Genomic DNA, 14,335 nt, shown 5'->3' on the forward strand with positions numbered 1-14,335 from the left:
GTGGCCGGCGCGCGAGCGCCGGCCTTTTGTTTTTGTAGCGTGCCCGAGGGGGAGGTGGCCATGCCCAGTTCGCAATCCCGCATCGATGAAAGCTGCTGCCTGCTGGTGGTGGATGCCCAGAACGGCTTCATGCCGGGTGGCGGGCTGCCAGTGGCCGACGGCGATGCCGTGGTGCCGGTGATCAACCGTGTGGCGCCGCTGTTTGCCAATGCCGTGCTCACGCAGGACTGGCATCCGGCGGACCATGTGTCCTTTGCTGCCAACCATCCGGGGCGCGCTCCGTTCGAGACGATTGCCTTGCCCTACGGCACGCAGGTGCTGTGGCCCACGCATTGCGTTCAGGGCACACCCGATGCCGAACTGCATGCCGGCCTGCGCGTGACGCAGGCGCAGCTCGTCCTCCGCAAGGGTTTTCATCGCGAGGTGGACAGCTACTCTGCCTTTGTCGAGGCGGACGGCACGACGACGACCGGCCTGGCCGCCTATCTGCAGGCGCGCGGCATCCGCCATGTGTACCTGTGCGGGCTGGCAACGGATTACTGCGTGGCCTGGAGCGCACTGGATGCGCGCAAGGCCGGTTTTGCAGCGACCGTGATCGAGGATGCCTGCCGTGCCATCGATCTGGACGGCTCGCTGGCCAGGGCCAGGGCCGACATGGAGGCAGCAGGGGTGCAGCGCATCCTCTCTGCGGACCTGACTGGCTGAACTTGCTGCACGGAATGCGGCCGCTGCTGTGGCTGCAACCGCCTCCTGTTGACTGAATCCTCCTGCATGTCCCACATTCTCAAGATTGCCATCCACGCCACGCCAGGGGCCAAGCGCACAGAGGCCGCCGGCCTGTATGGCGACGCGCTGCGCGTCCGCCTGGGCGCGCCACCGGTGGATGGCAAGGCCAACGAGGCGCTGATCGCCTGGGCGGCCGAGACTTTCGGCGTGGTGCGCAAGCAGGTGGAATTGCTGCACGGCGCGGCAGGACGGCAGAAGGTGCTGGCGGTGGCATTTGCCGATGCGGCAGCCTTGAACAAGGGCCAGGCCTTGCTGGCCCGATTGCGTGGAGAAACAACGTGTTGATTGCGCACTTGCGTGAGGAGCTGGACCGGCTGGCGGGCGAAGGCCTGCAGCGACGGCGTCGCGTCGTGCAGATGCCCTGCGGACCGGAGCAGCGGCTGGCGGGACAACAGGACGAATTGCTGTCCTTCTGCAGCAACGACTACATGGGCCTGGCACAGCATCCAGTGCTGATTCAGGCCCTGGCGGAAGGCGCGCAGCGCTGGGGTGCCGGCAGCGGAGCCTCGCATCTGGTGAGCGGACACATGCAGGTGCACGAGGACCTGGAAAACGCCTTTGCGCGGTGGCAGCAAGCCCATATTCCGCAGGCACAGGGGCTGCTGTTTGGCAGTGGCTTCATGGCCAATATGGCGTTGATGACGGCGCTGGGCGACGGCAACACCACCATTCTTGCCGACAAGCTGAACCATGCCTCGCTGATCGACGGCTGCCGTCTGGCCAAGGCCGAGGTGCGGCGCTATCCCCATGGCGATGTGCAGCAGCTGGAGCGCCTGCTGCAGCGCTGCAGCACGCCGGTGAAGCTGATCGTGACCGATGCAGTGTTCAGCATGGATGGCGATATCGCGGACCTGCCGGCGCTGCTGCGTCTGGCCGAGGCCTACGATGCGTGGCTGGTGATCGACGATGCCCATGCACTGGGCGTGCTGGGAGCGCACGGACATGGCAGCCTGGAACATTTCGGCCTGCACAGCGAACGCCTGATCTGGATGGGTACGCTGGGCAAGGCCATGGGCGTGGGCGGTGCCGTGGTGGTGGCGCATGAAACCATCATCGACTGGCTGGTGCAGCGTGCGCGGCCTTACATCTACACCACCGGCATGCCGCCCTCGCTGGCGCAGGCGCTGCTGGCGTCGATGGTGCTGGTCGAGTCGGAGGAGGGCATGGCGCGACGGGCGCACCTGCAGGCGCTGATCGGGCGCCTGCGTGCAGGGCTGGCTGCCTTGCTGCCGGCGCATCCGCACTGGAGCCTGCCGGAGTCGTCCACGGCGATCCAGCCGCTGGTGGTGGGCAGCAATGCCGAGGCCTTGCGTCTGTCTGCGGCGCTGGAGCGCGCGGGCATCTGGGTGCCGGCCATCCGTCCGCCCACGGTGCCTGCGGGGACGGCGCGGCTGCGTTTCACGCTCAGCGCTGCCCATACCGGCGAACAGCTGGATCGTCTGCTTGGCGTGCTGAACGGCCTGCTCGAAGAATCGCGAGAAAAGTTGTGATGGATGTGACGGTGAAACCCGTCCTGCGCGGCTGTTTTGTCACCGGGACCGATACCGAGGTTGGCAAGACGCGCATCACTGCCGGGCTGCTGCGCTGGCTGGCGCGCCAGGGCGTGCGGTCCGCCGGCTACAAGCCGGTGGCGGCGGGCATGGAGCAGGATGCAGATGGCCGCTGGTCGAACGAGGATGTGCGCGAACTGCAGGCAGCAGCATCAGTAGCTCTGGAGGCTGACCAGATTTGCGGAGCGCAGTTCCGGCTTGCCTGTGCGCCGCATATTGCGGCGGAGCGCGAAGGTCGCCAGATTGATCGCACTGCGCTGCATGCGGGTACCCATGCGCTGGCCCCGCTGGCCGACCGCGTGGTGGTGGAGGGCGCCGGAGGCCTGTGCGTGCCACTCGGTGACGACTGGGACAGTGCCGACCTGATGACCGATCTGGGCCTGCCCGTGGTGCTGGTGGTGGGCATGCGCCTGGGTTGCATCAACCATGCGTTGCTCACGGCCGAAGCAGTGTGCGCCCGCGGACTCACGCTGGCGGGCTGGGTGGCCAACAGCGTGCAGCCGTCCATGCCGTTCTTCGAGGAAAACCTGCAGACCCTGACGCAGCAGATGGAGCGTCGCTTCGACGCCCCCTGCCTGGGGGTGGTGCCGTACCTGACACCCTTAACGGCCGATGCAGTGGCCGACAATCTGGATACCCGGCAGCTGTGCCGCGTGTTTGCGCTCGATCAGGAACCACAGGTTTCTCCGGAAGCAAACTCCGTGAAAACCCTGAACCGGTAGACAATACCCTTGCCATGAGTGCCGTACTTGAACAACCTGCAGAACTGCTGCCGGACTTTGATGTGAACCCCTATGCCACCTATGCGCTCTGGCGCGAGGCGGCACCGATTGTGTGGAGCGACGCCTTTTTTGGCGGCGCCTGGCTGCTGACGCGCCATGCCGATGTGGAGGCCGCCCTGCGCGACCCGCGCCTGTCGGCCCAGCGCACCGGTGGCTGGGTGATGGATGTGGCCGAAGGTGACCGGGCCGCGCTGGGTCCGTTCCAGCGCCTGTTTGCGCGGGCGCTGCTGTTCCTCGACCAGCCCGAGCACCCGCGCCTGCGCCAGGTGCTGATGCCGGCATTCCGCCCGCAGCGCTTGCAGGCCCTGCAGCCCGAGATTGCGCAGTTTGCGGCCGAGCTGGTCGATGCGCTGCCGGCAGCGGAAACCTTTGATTTCATGGAGCGCATTGCGCGCCCGCTGCCGGTGCGTGTGATCGCGCGCATCATGGGCGTGGATCTTGCGCTCGAAAGCGATTTCATGCGCTGGGCAGACGATCTGGCGGCCTTTATCGGGGCCGTCAAGCCCACTGCCGAGCAGGCGCGCGTGGCGCAGAAAAGCCTGCTGGAAATGGCCGCCTATTTCGAACAGGACCTGTTGCCGCGCCGGCGCCGCAAGCCCGAGGACGATCTGGTCACCGAACTGGTGCAGGCGCGTGACGATGGCCGCATCACGTCGGACACGGAATTGCTGGCGCAATGCGCCATGCTGCTGTTTGCCGGCTACGAAACCACACGCAACCTGCTGGGCAACGGCATGCTGGTGCTGATGGAGCACCGCGACCAATGGGAGCTGCTGTGCCAGGACCCGGCGCTGGTGCCAGGAGCCGTGCGCGAACTGCTGCGCTTCGACAGCCCCGTGCAGTGGACCGGCCGCCGCGTGATCAGCAACATGGTGCTGCACGGCCAGCCGCTGCGCCGCGGCGATCTGGTGCTGCCGCTGATCGGCTCGGCCAATCATGATCCGCGCCGCCATGAACAGGCCGAAAGCCTCGACGTGCGTCGTGCCAATCCGGGAGCGCTGTCCTTCGGCAGTGGGGCCCATATCTGCATCGGCGCGGCGCTGACCCAGATGGAAGCCCAGACCCTGTTCACCCAGCTGGTGCAGAAGCGCCCCGACCTGGTACAGGCCGGGCCGGTGGTACGCAATGGCAATCCGGTGTATCGCGGGATTCTGTCGCTGCCGGTGCAGGGCACTACTTAAAATATGAACCAGCAAACCATGCAACAAGGAGAAAAACCCATGACCACAGCCCCCATCGCCAAAGGCAGCCCGCGTCCGTTCAAGGTGCTGGGCATCCAGCAGATCGCCATCGGCGGCCCGAGCAAGGAGCGCCTGCAGACCCTGTGGGTGGACATGTTCGGCCTGGAAAAGACCGGCACCTTCCAGAGCGAGCGCGAGAACGTGGACGAGGACATCTGCGCCATCGGAAGCGGCCCGTTCAAGGTGGAAGTGGACCTGATGCAACCCATGGATCCCGAGAAGAAGCCGGCCGTGCACGCCACGCCGCTCAACCACATCGGCCTGTGGATCGACGATCTGCCGGTGGCCGTGGAATGGCTGACGGCGCAGGGCGTGCGTTTTGCCCCGGGCGGCATCCGCAAGGGCGCTGCCGGGTTCGACATCACCTTCATCCACCCCAAGGGCAATGAAGAACTGCCCATCGGCGGTGAAGGCGTGCTGATCGAGCTGGTGCAGGCGCCCGAAGAGGTGGTCAAGGCCTTTGCGGCGCTGGCCAACGGCTGCTGCTGATTTCTGTCAGCCTTGCCCTTCGCGGCGCGCCTTGGCCTTGGCCAGCGCGGCTGCGATGATGGCGCGTTTCTTGTCCAGCACGGCCGGGTCGGTGTGCTGGCTTTGTTCTTCCAGGTGCGCCAGCTTGTGGCGCGCCTTGTCTTCCAGCCGGGCGGCGTTTTCCTGTTCCGCCCGTGCCGTCTGGAACTGGTGAAAGGCATAGCGCTGCAGCGCTTGCTCCGCCAGCGCGGGTGACCAGGCATCCCAGCCCGTGAGCGTGCCGCGGACGGGCTCCATCGCAATACAGTCGACCGGGCAGGCCAGCACGCACAGGTCGCAGCCGGTGCAAAAGGGCTCGATCACCGTGTGCATGCGCTTGTTGCTGCCCAGGATGGCATCGGTCGGGCAGGCCTTGATGCACAGCGTACAGCCGATGCACCAGTTCTCGTCGATGACGGCAACCGTCATCGGTCCCTCGGCACCAAATTCCGGATTCAGCGCTACGCCTTCGGCGAGCGCCGGTTCGTCCAGCGCTTGCGCAATGCGGCGAATGCCGTCTTCACCGCCGGGCGGGCACTGGTTGATGTCGGCGCTGCCGTCTGCCACGGCCTGCGCATAGCCGGCGCAATCCGGATAACCGCAGCGCTGGCACTGGGTTTGCGGCAGCACGCGATGCACGGCAAGCGCGTGGCCGGAAAGCGGAACGGACAGGTCGGGAGAAACGGGGGGCTGCAATGGCATGGCGGAATTATGCCTTTCCGACAGGCCGGAATGGAAAAAGCCCGGTGCATCGGCACCGGGCTTTGGCGGTCGGGATCAGGGCAGATCAGGACTGCTGGCTGTCTGCCAGGGCCTGCTCGGTCTGTTCCTCGGCAGCACCAGGGTGGCGCCAGGTGGTGACCGGCTTGTCAGCGTCCGCCTGCTGGAGGAGGGCGCTGCTGGCTGCCTGCTGCGGCGGCACTTCGACAGAAGCGGGCTTGCTGTCTGCCTGCGGCGTGGCGGCAGCCGTGCGCCCGGGTTTGGCAGCGGCCTCGTTGCCGGCTGCGCCCTGGGTGGTTTCGGGAGCCTGGGTCGCTGCGACTGCGGCAGCGGCCTTGGCCACCGCTTCGCCTGCCACAGCAGAGGCTGTCTGGGCAGCGGTCTTTGCAGGAGCAGCAGGCGTTTCGGCCACGGTGGCCTTGGCAGCCGGCTTGCGCGTGCGGGTGGCTGCGGGCTTGGCTGCCGGTTTTGCGGCCGCCTTGCGCGTGGTGGTGCGCGCCTGCGGAGCCGGCTCGGCGGCCGGAACGGCTGCTTCGGTAACCGCTGCATCCGGCTGCTTGTAGGCCGATTCGTGGGCCAGCTGCAGCTGTTCGTAGATTTCCTCGCGCTTGGCCAGGTCATCCAGGTTGGGTTGCGAGGCCCTGCGGCGCTTGGCGGTGACGATGCCGCTGTGGTGCCTCAGGATGAAGTCGCGCAGCACCGGGTAGGCCATTTCGCGCCAGCGGCGGCCACTGAAGATGCCGTAGTGGCCGGCACCCTTGACTTCGTAATAGAGCTTTTCGCTGTCCGGAACGCCAGTGCACATTTCCAGGGATGCCTGGGTCTGACCGAGGCCGGCGATGTCGTCCAGTTCGCCTTCGATCGCCATCACGGCCGTCCTGGTGATGTCCTGCGGGCGCACGCGCTCGATCTGACCGTCCACGCCCTTCACGTCCCAGGTGCCGTTGACCAGCTTGAACTCCTGGAACACGGTCTCGATGGTGTCCAGGTAATACTCGGCATCCATGTCGAGCACGGCGTTGTACTCGTCGTAGAACTTGCGGTGCGCTTCCGTGCTTTCGCCATCGCCGCGAACGAGATCCTTGAAGTAGTCGTAGTAGCTGGTGGCGTGGCGGTTGGGGTTCATGGCCACGAAGCCGGCGAACTGCAGGAAGCCGGGATACACGCGGCGACCTTCGCCCGGATAGCCGGAGGGCACGCGGTAGATCACGTTGTTCTCGAACCACTCGATGCTGCGCTTGACGGCCAGATCGTTCACGGCGGTGGGGGACTTGCTGGCATCCACCGGGCCGCCCATCATGGTCATGGTGGCAGGGGTCTGCTCGCCGCGCGAAGCCATCAGCGAAACGGCCGCCAGCACCGGAACGGTGGGCTGGCACACGCTCACAACGTGGCACTCGCCGTTTTCCTTCTGCAGATAGCGGATGAATTCCTGCACGTAGTTGACATAGTCGTTCAGGTTGAAGCCGCCTTCGGACAGCGGCACGTCACGCGCGTTCTTCCAGTCGGTGATGTAGACCTTGTGGTCCTTCAGCATGGTGCGGACGGTGTCGCGCAGCAGGGTGGCGTAGTGGCCGGAGAGCGGCGCCACGATCAGCACGACCGGGTTGCGCAGCAGTTTTTCCAGGGTTTCGGTGTCGTCGGCGTAGCGCTTGAAGCGGCGCAGTTCGCAGAAGGGCTTGTTGATCTCGACACGCTCATGGATGGTGACTTCGGCGCCGTCCACGTCCACCGATTCGATTTCGAAGCGGGGCTTTTCGTAATCCTTGGCCAGACGGTGCAGCAGGTTGTAGCCGGCCGCCATGCGGTTGGCACCCGGGGCGTGGCTGAACGGGAGCACGGGATTGGTGAACATGCGGGATGCCGCCAGGGCAAGTTCCGCGAACGGTTCCATCAGAGAACGTTGAGTCTCGTAGATCTGGTAAAGCATGGAGAAACCTTCGGGCGTGTAATGCTGCAGTGCAGCAATTTTATCAGTAATTATCAAATGCCAGCTGTCAGACTGTATCCACTACGGATGCAGGCGCAGCAATGTCACATTTTGCAACTGCGTTTTGCCCCTGCACCATAGCAGCAACCCTAGTTTTTGGCACGGTCATGCGAAGAATCACGCGGTTCTGTCACATGAGTTTCATGTAATTGATATAAAGCCGGATCTGGCCCGCCGAAGCGGCGGGCGAAAGTGCAGCTTGTCGATGCCAGCACCATGAAAAAAAGCCACCGGCCTTGCGGACGGTGGCTTTGCGGCTGTGGCACAGGAGCGCCTTACAGCACCTTGGCGATGCTCTCGCAGACGTAGGCGACGTTCTTGCTGTTGAGCGCAGCCACGCACATGCGGCCGGTGTCGGTGCCGTACACGCCGAACTCGTTGCGCAGGCGCACCATCTGGTCCTTGGTCAGGCCGGAGTAGCTGAACATGCCGATCTGCTTGGTGATGAAGGACATGTCGCGCTGTACGCCGGCAGCCTTCAGGCCGTCGACCAGGGCCTGGCGCATGGCCTTGATGCGGGTGCGCATCTCGCCCAGCTCCTGCTCCCACTGGGCGCGCAGCTCGGGGTTGTTCAGCACGGTGGCAACCACGGTGCCGCCATGCGTGGGCGGGTTGCTGTAGTTGGTACGCACCACGATCTTGAGCTGGCTCAGCACGCGGGCGGCTTCTTCCTTGCTCTCGCACACCACGCTCAGGGCGCCTACGCGCTCGCCGTACAGGCTGAAGCTCTTGCTGAAGGAGGTGGAGACGAAGAAGTTCAGGCCGGCGGCCACGAACTTGCCGATCACGGCGCCGTCTTCGGCGATGCCGTGGCCGAAGCCCTGGTAGGCCATGTCGAGGAAGGCAACCAGACCCTTGGCCTTGACCACTTCAACGACCTTGTCCCACTGCTCGGGGGTAATGTCGTAGCCGGTGGGGTTGTGGCAGCAGGCGTGCAGCACCACGATGGTGCCGGCTTCGGCCGCGTTCAGGCTGGCCAGCATGCCGTCGACGTTCACGCCCAGCTTGTCGGCATCGTAGTAGGCATAGGTTTCGACCGTGAAGCCGGCGTTGGTGAACAGGGCGCGGTGGTTTTCCCAGCTCGGGTCGCTGATCAGCACCTTGGCGTTGGGGTTGAGCTTCTTCAGGAAGTCGGCGCCGATCTTCAGGCCACCGGTGCCGCCCAGGGCCTGCACGGTGGCCACACGGCCGTCCTTGACCACGGCGCTGTCGGCGCCGAACACCAGCGCCTTGACAGCGTTGTCGTAGGCGGCCAGGCCGTCGATCGGCAGGTAGCCGCGGGCGGCGGGCTTGTCCATCATGGCCTTCTCTGCAGCCTGCACGCACTGCAGCAGGGGCAGCTTGCCGTTGTCGTCAAAGTACACGCCCACGCCCAGGTTGACCTTGTTGGGGTTGGTGTCGGCGTTGTACTGTTCGTTCAGGCCCAGGATCGGGTCGCGGGGGGCCATTTCGACGGCGGAGAAAAGGGACATGAGGTACCTCTGGCTGGTGTTTGGGGAGAAAACAGGCCCGCACACCACACTCGCAGCAGTATTGCGGACAACTTTTCTATTGTAAGAGCGTGGCCTCTCATTCGAAAAGCGCGGCGTGGAGGATGGGGCAACTTAATCGCGGTAGCAGGGCGCACCTGTGGCGGCACGGCAAAACGCTGGCTGGCACGGATCACAGTCGACAGCCAGCGCGCGCCGGGGATCCGGGCGATGCTGTGTGGCCTTCCATGCGATTGCCGGCATCCGTGCGGGCCGGATGCTTTACATTGCACGTTTGGTCCCCACCTGATTGCCATGTCCGCAAGCCCCCACACCGAAATCCTTGCCGATCCCGCCCAGGCTACCGCACCTGCGGGAGAGTTCGTGCAGTTTCCCGATTCGCCGTTCCAGCTGTTCCAGCCGTATCCGCCGGCAGGCGACCAGCCCACGGCCATCAACGAACTGGTGGAGGGCATCCACGATGGCGAGGCCTACCAGACCCTGCTGGGCGTGACCGGCTCGGGCAAGACCTTCACCATGGCCAACGTGATTGCCCGCCTGGGCCGTCCGGCCATCGTGTTTGCGCCGAACAAGACGCTGGCGGCGCAGCTTTACAGCGAATTCCGCGAGTTCTTTCCGAAGAACGCGGTGGAATACTTCGTGAGCTACTACGACTACTACCAGCCGGAAGCCTATGTGCCGCAGCGCGACCTGTTCATCGAGAAGGACAGCGCGATCAACGAGCATATCGAGCAGATGCGACTGAGTTGCACCAAGAGCCTGCTGGAGCGGCGCGACGTGGTGATCGTGGCGACCGTCTCGGCCATCTACGGCATCGGCAAGCCCGAGAGCTACCACCGCATGATCATGACGCTGCGCGCCGGTGACCAGTACAGCCAGCGCGACATCATCGGGCAGCTGGTGCGCATGCAGTACCAGCGCAACGAGATGGAATTCACGCGCGGCAAGTTCCGCGTGCGGGGCGACACCATCGACGTGTTTCCTGCCGAGCACAGCGAACTGGCGCTGCGCATCGAGCTGTTCGATGACGAAATCGAGACGCTGCAGCTGTTCGACCCGCTCACCGGCAAGGTGCGGCAGAAACTGGCGCGCTTTACGGTGTATCCGAGCAGCCATTACGTCACGCCGCGCGAGCAGGTGCTGAGCGCCGTGGAGGGCATCAAGCTGGAGCTGGCGGATCGTCTGAAGTACTTTTACGACGAAGGCAAACTGGTGGAGGCGCAGCGGCTGGAGCAGCGCACGCGCTTCGACCTGGAGATGCTGGCCGAAGTGGGGCACTGCAAGGGCATTGAAAACTACTCACGCCATCTGGCGGGCACGCTGCCGGGCGAGGCGCCGAGCACGCTGACCGACTATCTGCCGGCTGATACCGTCATGTTCCTGGACGAGAGCCACGTGATGATCGGCCAGCTCGGCGCGATGTACAACGGCGACCGTTCGCGCAAGACCACGCTGGTGGAGTATGGTTTTCGCCTGCCGAGTGCGCTGGACAACCGGCCGCTCAAGTTCGAGGAATTCGAGCGCAAGATGCGGCAGGTGGTGTTCGTCTCGGCCACGCCGGCGGACTACGAAAAGACCCATGCGGGCCAGGTGGTGGAGCAGGTGGTGCGTCCCACCGGCCTGGTCGATCCCGAAGTGGAAGTGCGCCCGGCCACCAGCCAGGTGGACGATGTGCTGCAGGAAATCCGCAACCGCACGGAGCAGGGCGACCGCGTGCTGATCACCACGCTGACCAAGCGCATGGCCGAGCAGTTGACCGACTATCTGACCGAGAACGGCGTGAAGGTGCGCTATCTGCACAGTGACGTGGATACCGTGGAGCGCGTCGAGATCATCCGCGACCTGCGCCTGGGCAGTTTCGATGTGCTGGTGGGCATCAACCTGCTGCGCGAGGGACTGGATATTCCGGAAGTGTCGCTGGTGGCGATTCTGGATGCGGACAAGGAAGGCTTTCTGCGCAGCGAGCGCAGCCTGATCCAGACCATCGGCCGCGCCGCGCGCAACGTGAACGGCAAGGCCATCCTGTATGCCGACCGCATCACGGACAGCATGCAGCGCGCCATTTCCGAGACCGAGCGTCGCCGTGCCAAGCAGATGGCCTTCAACGAGGCGCACGGCATCACGCCGCGCAGCGTGGTCAAGCAGGTGCGCGACCTGATCGATGGCGTCTACAGCGAAAAGGCCAGCAAGGCGGCGCAGCAGCAGGAAATGCAGCGCGCCTATGCCGAAGAGCTGAGCGAGAAGGATCTGGCGAAGGAAATCAAGCGGCTCGAGAGGCAGATGATGGAGCACGCGAAGAACCTGGAGTTCGAGCAGGCGGCGCGTACGCGCGACCAGCTGGCGGCGCTGCGCGAGCGCGTGCTGGGCGGGGCGGGGCACGACGTGGTCAATTGAGGGCACATGCGCGCTTCCGAGGCGCGTGGATGGCACACGCGGAGCGGCGTACGCGACGCCATGTTTGGAGCGCGGAACCGGTCCTTTGTCGCCCGGATGGCAAAAAATCACCTTGTACCCTAGCAAGGTACAAGGTTATCGGTTATACTTGACCTAAATAGTCGGGTTAGAGGCTATTTCAGCCCGGCCGCACGCCGGCCCCAGGCTGCCCGCTCACCCTTCAACAGAGAGAATGCCATGCGACTTACCACCAAAGGACGCTTCGCCGTTACCGCCATGATCGATCTGGCCCTGCGTCAGAGCGGCGGCCCGGTGACACTGGCCGCCATCAGCCAGCGCCAGCAGATTTCGCTGTCGTATCTGGAGCAGCTGTTCGGCAAGCTGCGCCGTCATGAACTGGTCGAATCCACCCGTGGCCCGGGCGGCGGCTATACGCTCGCGCGCAAGGCGGGCGACATCACCGTGGCCGACATTGTCGTGTCGGTGGACGAGCAGCTCGATGCCACCAGCTGCGGCGGCAAGGCCAACTGCATGGGCGAGAACAACGGCCCCTGCATGACGCACGACCTGTGGACCAGCCTGAACGACCGCATGCTCGACTTCCTGCGCTCCGTCTCGCTGCAGAAGCTGGTGGACGAACAGATCGCCAAGGGCGTGCGCATCGAGGACAAGCCCATGATCAAGCGCGCCATCTCTTCCGCGCCCGTGCTCAAGCCGGTGCGCGTGAATGCGCCCAACTCGGTTTTCGCCCTGGGCACCGTGCCGCTTTCCAAATAAATACAATGCGGGCCTTCGCGGGCCCGCTCTTCTGCAATCACGAGTACGACAATGACGCCTCATTTCCCCATTTACCTCGATTACGGCGCCACCACGCCGGTGGACCCGCGCGTGGCCGAAGCCATGATTCCCTGGATCAGCGAGCATTTCGGCAACGCGGCCTCGCGCAGCCATGCCTGGGGCTGGGAAGCCGAAGCGGCTGTCGAGAAGGCGCGCGAACAGGTGGCCGAACTGATCGGCGCCGATCCGCGCGAGATTGTCTGGACCAGCGGCGCGACCGAATCCGACAACCTGGCCATCAAGGGCGCTGCACACTTCTACAAGAGCCGCGGCAAGCACCTCATCACCGTCAAGACCGAGCACAAGGCCGTGCTGGACACCATGCGCGAGCTGGAGCGTCAGGGCTTTGAAGTGAGCTATCTGGATGTGCAGGAAAACGGCCTGCTGGATCTGGACGTGCTGAAGGCCACCATCCGTCCCGACACCATCCTGATCAGCGTGATGTTCGTGAACAACGAGATCGGCGTGATCCAGGACATTCCGGCCATCGGCGCACTGTGCCGCGAGAAGGGCATCGTGTTCCATGTGGACGCGGCGCAGGCCACCGGCAAGGTGGAGATCGACGTGAAGACCATGCCGATCGACCTGATGAGCCTGGCCAGCCACAAGACCTATGGCCCCAAGGGCATTGGCGCTCTGTACGTGCGCCGCAAGCCGCGTGTGCGCATCGAGGCGCAGATGCACGGCGGTGGCCACGAGCGCGGCATGCGCAGCGGCACGCTGCCCACCCATCAGTGCGTGGGCATGGGCGAGGCCTTCCGCATCGCACGCGAAGAGATGCAGAAGGACCACGAGCATGCCGCCCGCCTGCAGAAGCGTCTGCTGGACGGTCTGAGCGGCATCGATCAGGTGTTCGTCAACGGCGACATGGAGCACCGCGTGCCGCACAACCTGAACATGAGTTTCAACTTCGTCGAGGGCGAGTCGCTCATCATGGGCATCAAGGGCCTGGCGGTGTCCAGCGGCTCTGCCTGTACCAGCGCCAGTCTGGAACCCAGCTACGTGCTGCGCGCCCTGGGCCGCAGCGACGAGCTGGCGCACAGCAGCCTGCGCATGACCTTTGGCCGTTTCACGACGGAAGAGGAGGTGGACTATGCGATCAATACCATCAAGGAAAACGTCGCCAAGCTGCGCGAACTGAGCCCGCTGTGGGAGATGCACCAGGAAGGCATCGACCTGAGCACCATCGAATGGGCGGCCCACTGATGAGCCACCTCGTCCTTGCCCCACGCGCGTTGCTGCGCACCGCCCCGGCGGTGGTGCTGCTGGCCGGCGCGTGGATGGCGCAGCCCGCGCAGGCTTCCACCCAGGTGGCCTGCCTGCTCGCCGGCAAGGTGCAGCAGGTGCAGCAGCAGCCGCTCAACGAGCGTATGGTGCGTGTGCAACTGCAGCAGGTGAAGGACGACAACACCGTGCGCAACGACGTGGAATGCAGCAAGCAGTTCCGCACCGGCGACTCCCTGTGGGTGAGCCTGGATGTGCGCACCAATGACAACACCAAGCTGCCCCGGGCGGGCGACCGCATCTGGCTGAGCTTTCGCTACGGCGATGACCGCAGCGGCACCGTCTGGCGGAAGTATGAATCCATCCCGCTGGGCAAATATCTGGAGAGAAAAAATGGCATACAGTGACAAGGTCATCGACCACTACGAGAACCCCCGCAACGTCGGCTCCTTTGACAAGTCCGACGAGTCCGTCGGTACCGGCATGGTGGGTGCACCGGCCTGTGGCGACGTGATGAAGCTGCAGATCAAGGTCAACCCGAGCACCGGCGTGATCGAGGATGCGCGTTTCAAGACCTATGGCTGTGGTTCTGCCATTGCCAGCAGCTCGCTGGTGACCGAGTGGGTCAAGGGCAAGACGCTGGACGAGGCCGCGGCGCTCAAGAACAGCCAGATTGCCGAAGAACTGGCACTGCCACCGGTGAAAGTGCACTGCTCCATCCTGGCGGAAGACGCCATCAAGGCGGCCGTGAACGACTACAAGAAGAAGCACGACGCAACTGCCTGATTTCCTGAACGGGAACAGCGCGATCTGA

The 14,335-nt window shown here is 64.6% G+C and carries 14 protein-coding genes; 11 read left to right on the top strand and 3 right to left on the bottom strand.

Annotation, left to right across the window (positions count from 1 at the left end):
* The first annotated feature begins 60 nt into the window (after window positions 1–60).
* From pncA to KKQ75_RS03595, 6 genes are all read left to right on the top strand, one after another.
* Entirely contained in the window at window positions 61–705 is a 645-nt protein-coding gene (gene pncA / locus KKQ75_RS03570; protein WP_213360363.1) for a bifunctional nicotinamidase/pyrazinamidase, read from the top strand.
* Window positions 706–771: 66 nt separating this feature from the next.
* Window positions 772–1,071, top strand: a complete 300-nt coding sequence (locus tag KKQ75_RS03575; protein WP_213360366.1) for a DUF167 domain-containing protein — start codon at window positions 772–774, stop codon at window positions 1,069–1,071.
* On the top strand, window positions 1,065–2,276 hold the full coding sequence (bioF, locus tag KKQ75_RS03580; RefSeq protein ID WP_250130987.1) for an 8-amino-7-oxononanoate synthase: 1,212 nt from the start codon (window positions 1,065–1,067) through the stop codon (window positions 2,274–2,276). Before KKQ75_RS03575 ends, bioF begins: the two co-directional genes overlap by 7 nt.
* Before the next feature lie 11 nt (window positions 2,277–2,287).
* Window positions 2,288–3,058: a dethiobiotin synthase gene (bioD, locus tag KKQ75_RS03585; protein WP_349772147.1), complete on the top strand. Its 771-nt coding sequence runs from the start codon at window positions 2,288–2,290 to the stop codon at window positions 3,056–3,058.
* Between the two features lie 14 nt (window positions 3,059–3,072).
* Window positions 3,073–4,299: a cytochrome P450 gene (locus KKQ75_RS03590; RefSeq protein WP_213360369.1), complete on the top strand. Its 1,227-nt coding sequence runs from the start codon at window positions 3,073–3,075 to the stop codon at window positions 4,297–4,299.
* A gap of 39 nt (window positions 4,300–4,338) precedes the next feature.
* Window positions 4,339–4,848, top strand: a complete 510-nt coding sequence (locus KKQ75_RS03595) for a VOC family protein (RefSeq protein ID WP_213360370.1) — start codon at window positions 4,339–4,341, stop codon at window positions 4,846–4,848.
* Between the two features lie 6 nt (window positions 4,849–4,854).
* On the opposite strand, the gene KKQ75_RS03600 is transcribed toward KKQ75_RS03595, so the two are convergent.
* From KKQ75_RS03600 to KKQ75_RS03610, 3 genes are all read right to left on the bottom strand, one after another.
* Window positions 4,855–5,568: an RnfABCDGE type electron transport complex subunit B gene (locus KKQ75_RS03600; RefSeq protein ID WP_213360371.1), complete on the bottom strand. Its 714-nt coding sequence runs from the start codon at window positions 5,566–5,568 to the stop codon at window positions 4,855–4,857.
* A gap of 85 nt (window positions 5,569–5,653) precedes the next feature.
* Entirely contained in the window at window positions 5,654–7,516 is a 1,863-nt protein-coding gene (gene phaZ / locus KKQ75_RS03605) for a polyhydroxyalkanoate depolymerase (protein ID WP_213360372.1), read from the bottom strand.
* 335 nt (window positions 7,517–7,851) lie between these two features.
* Entirely contained in the window at window positions 7,852–9,048 is a 1,197-nt protein-coding gene (locus tag KKQ75_RS03610; RefSeq protein ID WP_213360373.1) for an amino acid aminotransferase, read from the bottom strand.
* A 312-nt stretch (window positions 9,049–9,360) separates the two neighbouring features.
* Here KKQ75_RS03610 and uvrB point away from each other — a divergent pair, with 312 nt between their 5' ends.
* The 5 genes from uvrB to iscU all read left to right on the top strand — a co-directional run bounded on the left by uvrB (window position 9,361) and on the right by iscU (window position 14,307).
* Window positions 9,361–11,460, top strand: coding sequence for an excinuclease ABC subunit UvrB (uvrB, locus tag KKQ75_RS03615; RefSeq protein ID WP_250130989.1), 2,100 nt, complete (start codon window positions 9,361–9,363; stop codon window positions 11,458–11,460).
* Window positions 11,461–11,697: 237 nt separating this feature from the next.
* Window positions 11,698–12,237 carry a Fe-S cluster assembly transcription factor gene (locus tag KKQ75_RS03620; RefSeq protein ID WP_213360375.1) on the top strand — a complete coding sequence of 180 codons (540 nt, stop codon included), beginning with the start codon at window positions 11,698–11,700 and terminating at the stop codon, window positions 12,235–12,237.
* Between the two features lie 51 nt (window positions 12,238–12,288).
* A complete protein-coding gene (locus KKQ75_RS03625) occupies window positions 12,289–13,503 on the top strand; it encodes an IscS subfamily cysteine desulfurase (RefSeq protein WP_213360377.1) in 1,215 nt (404 codons plus the stop codon).
* The gene (locus tag KKQ75_RS03630; protein ID WP_213360378.1) at window positions 13,503–13,928 is read left to right on the top strand and encodes a hypothetical protein; all 426 of its coding nucleotides are present in this window, start codon (window positions 13,503–13,505) and stop codon (window positions 13,926–13,928) included. The genes KKQ75_RS03625 and KKQ75_RS03630 overlap by 1 nt, the downstream gene beginning before the upstream one ends.
* On the top strand, window positions 13,915–14,307 hold the full coding sequence (gene iscU / locus KKQ75_RS03635) for a Fe-S cluster assembly scaffold IscU (protein ID WP_213360379.1): 393 nt from the start codon (window positions 13,915–13,917) through the stop codon (window positions 14,305–14,307). The genes KKQ75_RS03630 and iscU overlap by 14 nt, the downstream gene beginning before the upstream one ends.
* The last annotated feature ends 28 nt before the right edge of the window (window positions 14,308–14,335 follow it).

Origin of the sequence: Brachymonas denitrificans, assembly GCF_907163135.1 — a bacterium.
In the GTDB taxonomy this organism is placed as follows: Bacteria; Pseudomonadota; Gammaproteobacteria; order Burkholderiales; family Burkholderiaceae_C; genus Brachymonas; species Brachymonas denitrificans_A.

Excerpts from the sequence above, each read along its gene's own strand:
- phaZ (WP_213360372.1), bottom strand. The coding sequence starts at position 7,516 with ATGCTTTACCAGATCTACGAGACTCAACGTTCTCTGATGGAACCGTTC.
- KKQ75_RS03630 (WP_213360378.1), top strand. The coding sequence starts at position 13,503 with ATGAGCCACCTCGTCCTTGCCCCACGCGCGTTGCTGCGCACCGCCCCG.
- pncA (WP_213360363.1), top strand. The coding sequence starts at position 61 with ATGCCCAGTTCGCAATCCCGCATCGATGAAAGCTGCTGCCTGCTGGTG.
- KKQ75_RS03595 (WP_213360370.1), top strand. The coding sequence starts at position 4,339 with ATGACCACAGCCCCCATCGCCAAAGGCAGCCCGCGTCCGTTCAAGGTG.
- KKQ75_RS03610 (WP_213360373.1), bottom strand. The coding sequence starts at position 9,048 with ATGTCCCTTTTCTCCGCCGTCGAAATGGCCCCCCGCGACCCGATCCTG.
- KKQ75_RS03600 (WP_213360371.1), bottom strand. The coding sequence starts at position 5,568 with ATGCCATTGCAGCCCCCCGTTTCTCCCGACCTGTCCGTTCCGCTTTCC.
- KKQ75_RS03625 (WP_213360377.1), top strand. The coding sequence starts at position 12,289 with ATGACGCCTCATTTCCCCATTTACCTCGATTACGGCGCCACCACGCCG.
- KKQ75_RS03575 (WP_213360366.1), top strand. The coding sequence starts at position 772 with ATGTCCCACATTCTCAAGATTGCCATCCACGCCACGCCAGGGGCCAAG.
- uvrB (WP_250130989.1), top strand. The coding sequence starts at position 9,361 with ATGTCCGCAAGCCCCCACACCGAAATCCTTGCCGATCCCGCCCAGGCT.
- iscU (WP_213360379.1), top strand. The coding sequence starts at position 13,915 with ATGGCATACAGTGACAAGGTCATCGACCACTACGAGAACCCCCGCAAC.
- KKQ75_RS03590 (WP_213360369.1), top strand. The coding sequence starts at position 3,073 with ATGAGTGCCGTACTTGAACAACCTGCAGAACTGCTGCCGGACTTTGAT.
- KKQ75_RS03620 (WP_213360375.1), top strand. The coding sequence starts at position 11,698 with ATGCGACTTACCACCAAAGGACGCTTCGCCGTTACCGCCATGATCGAT.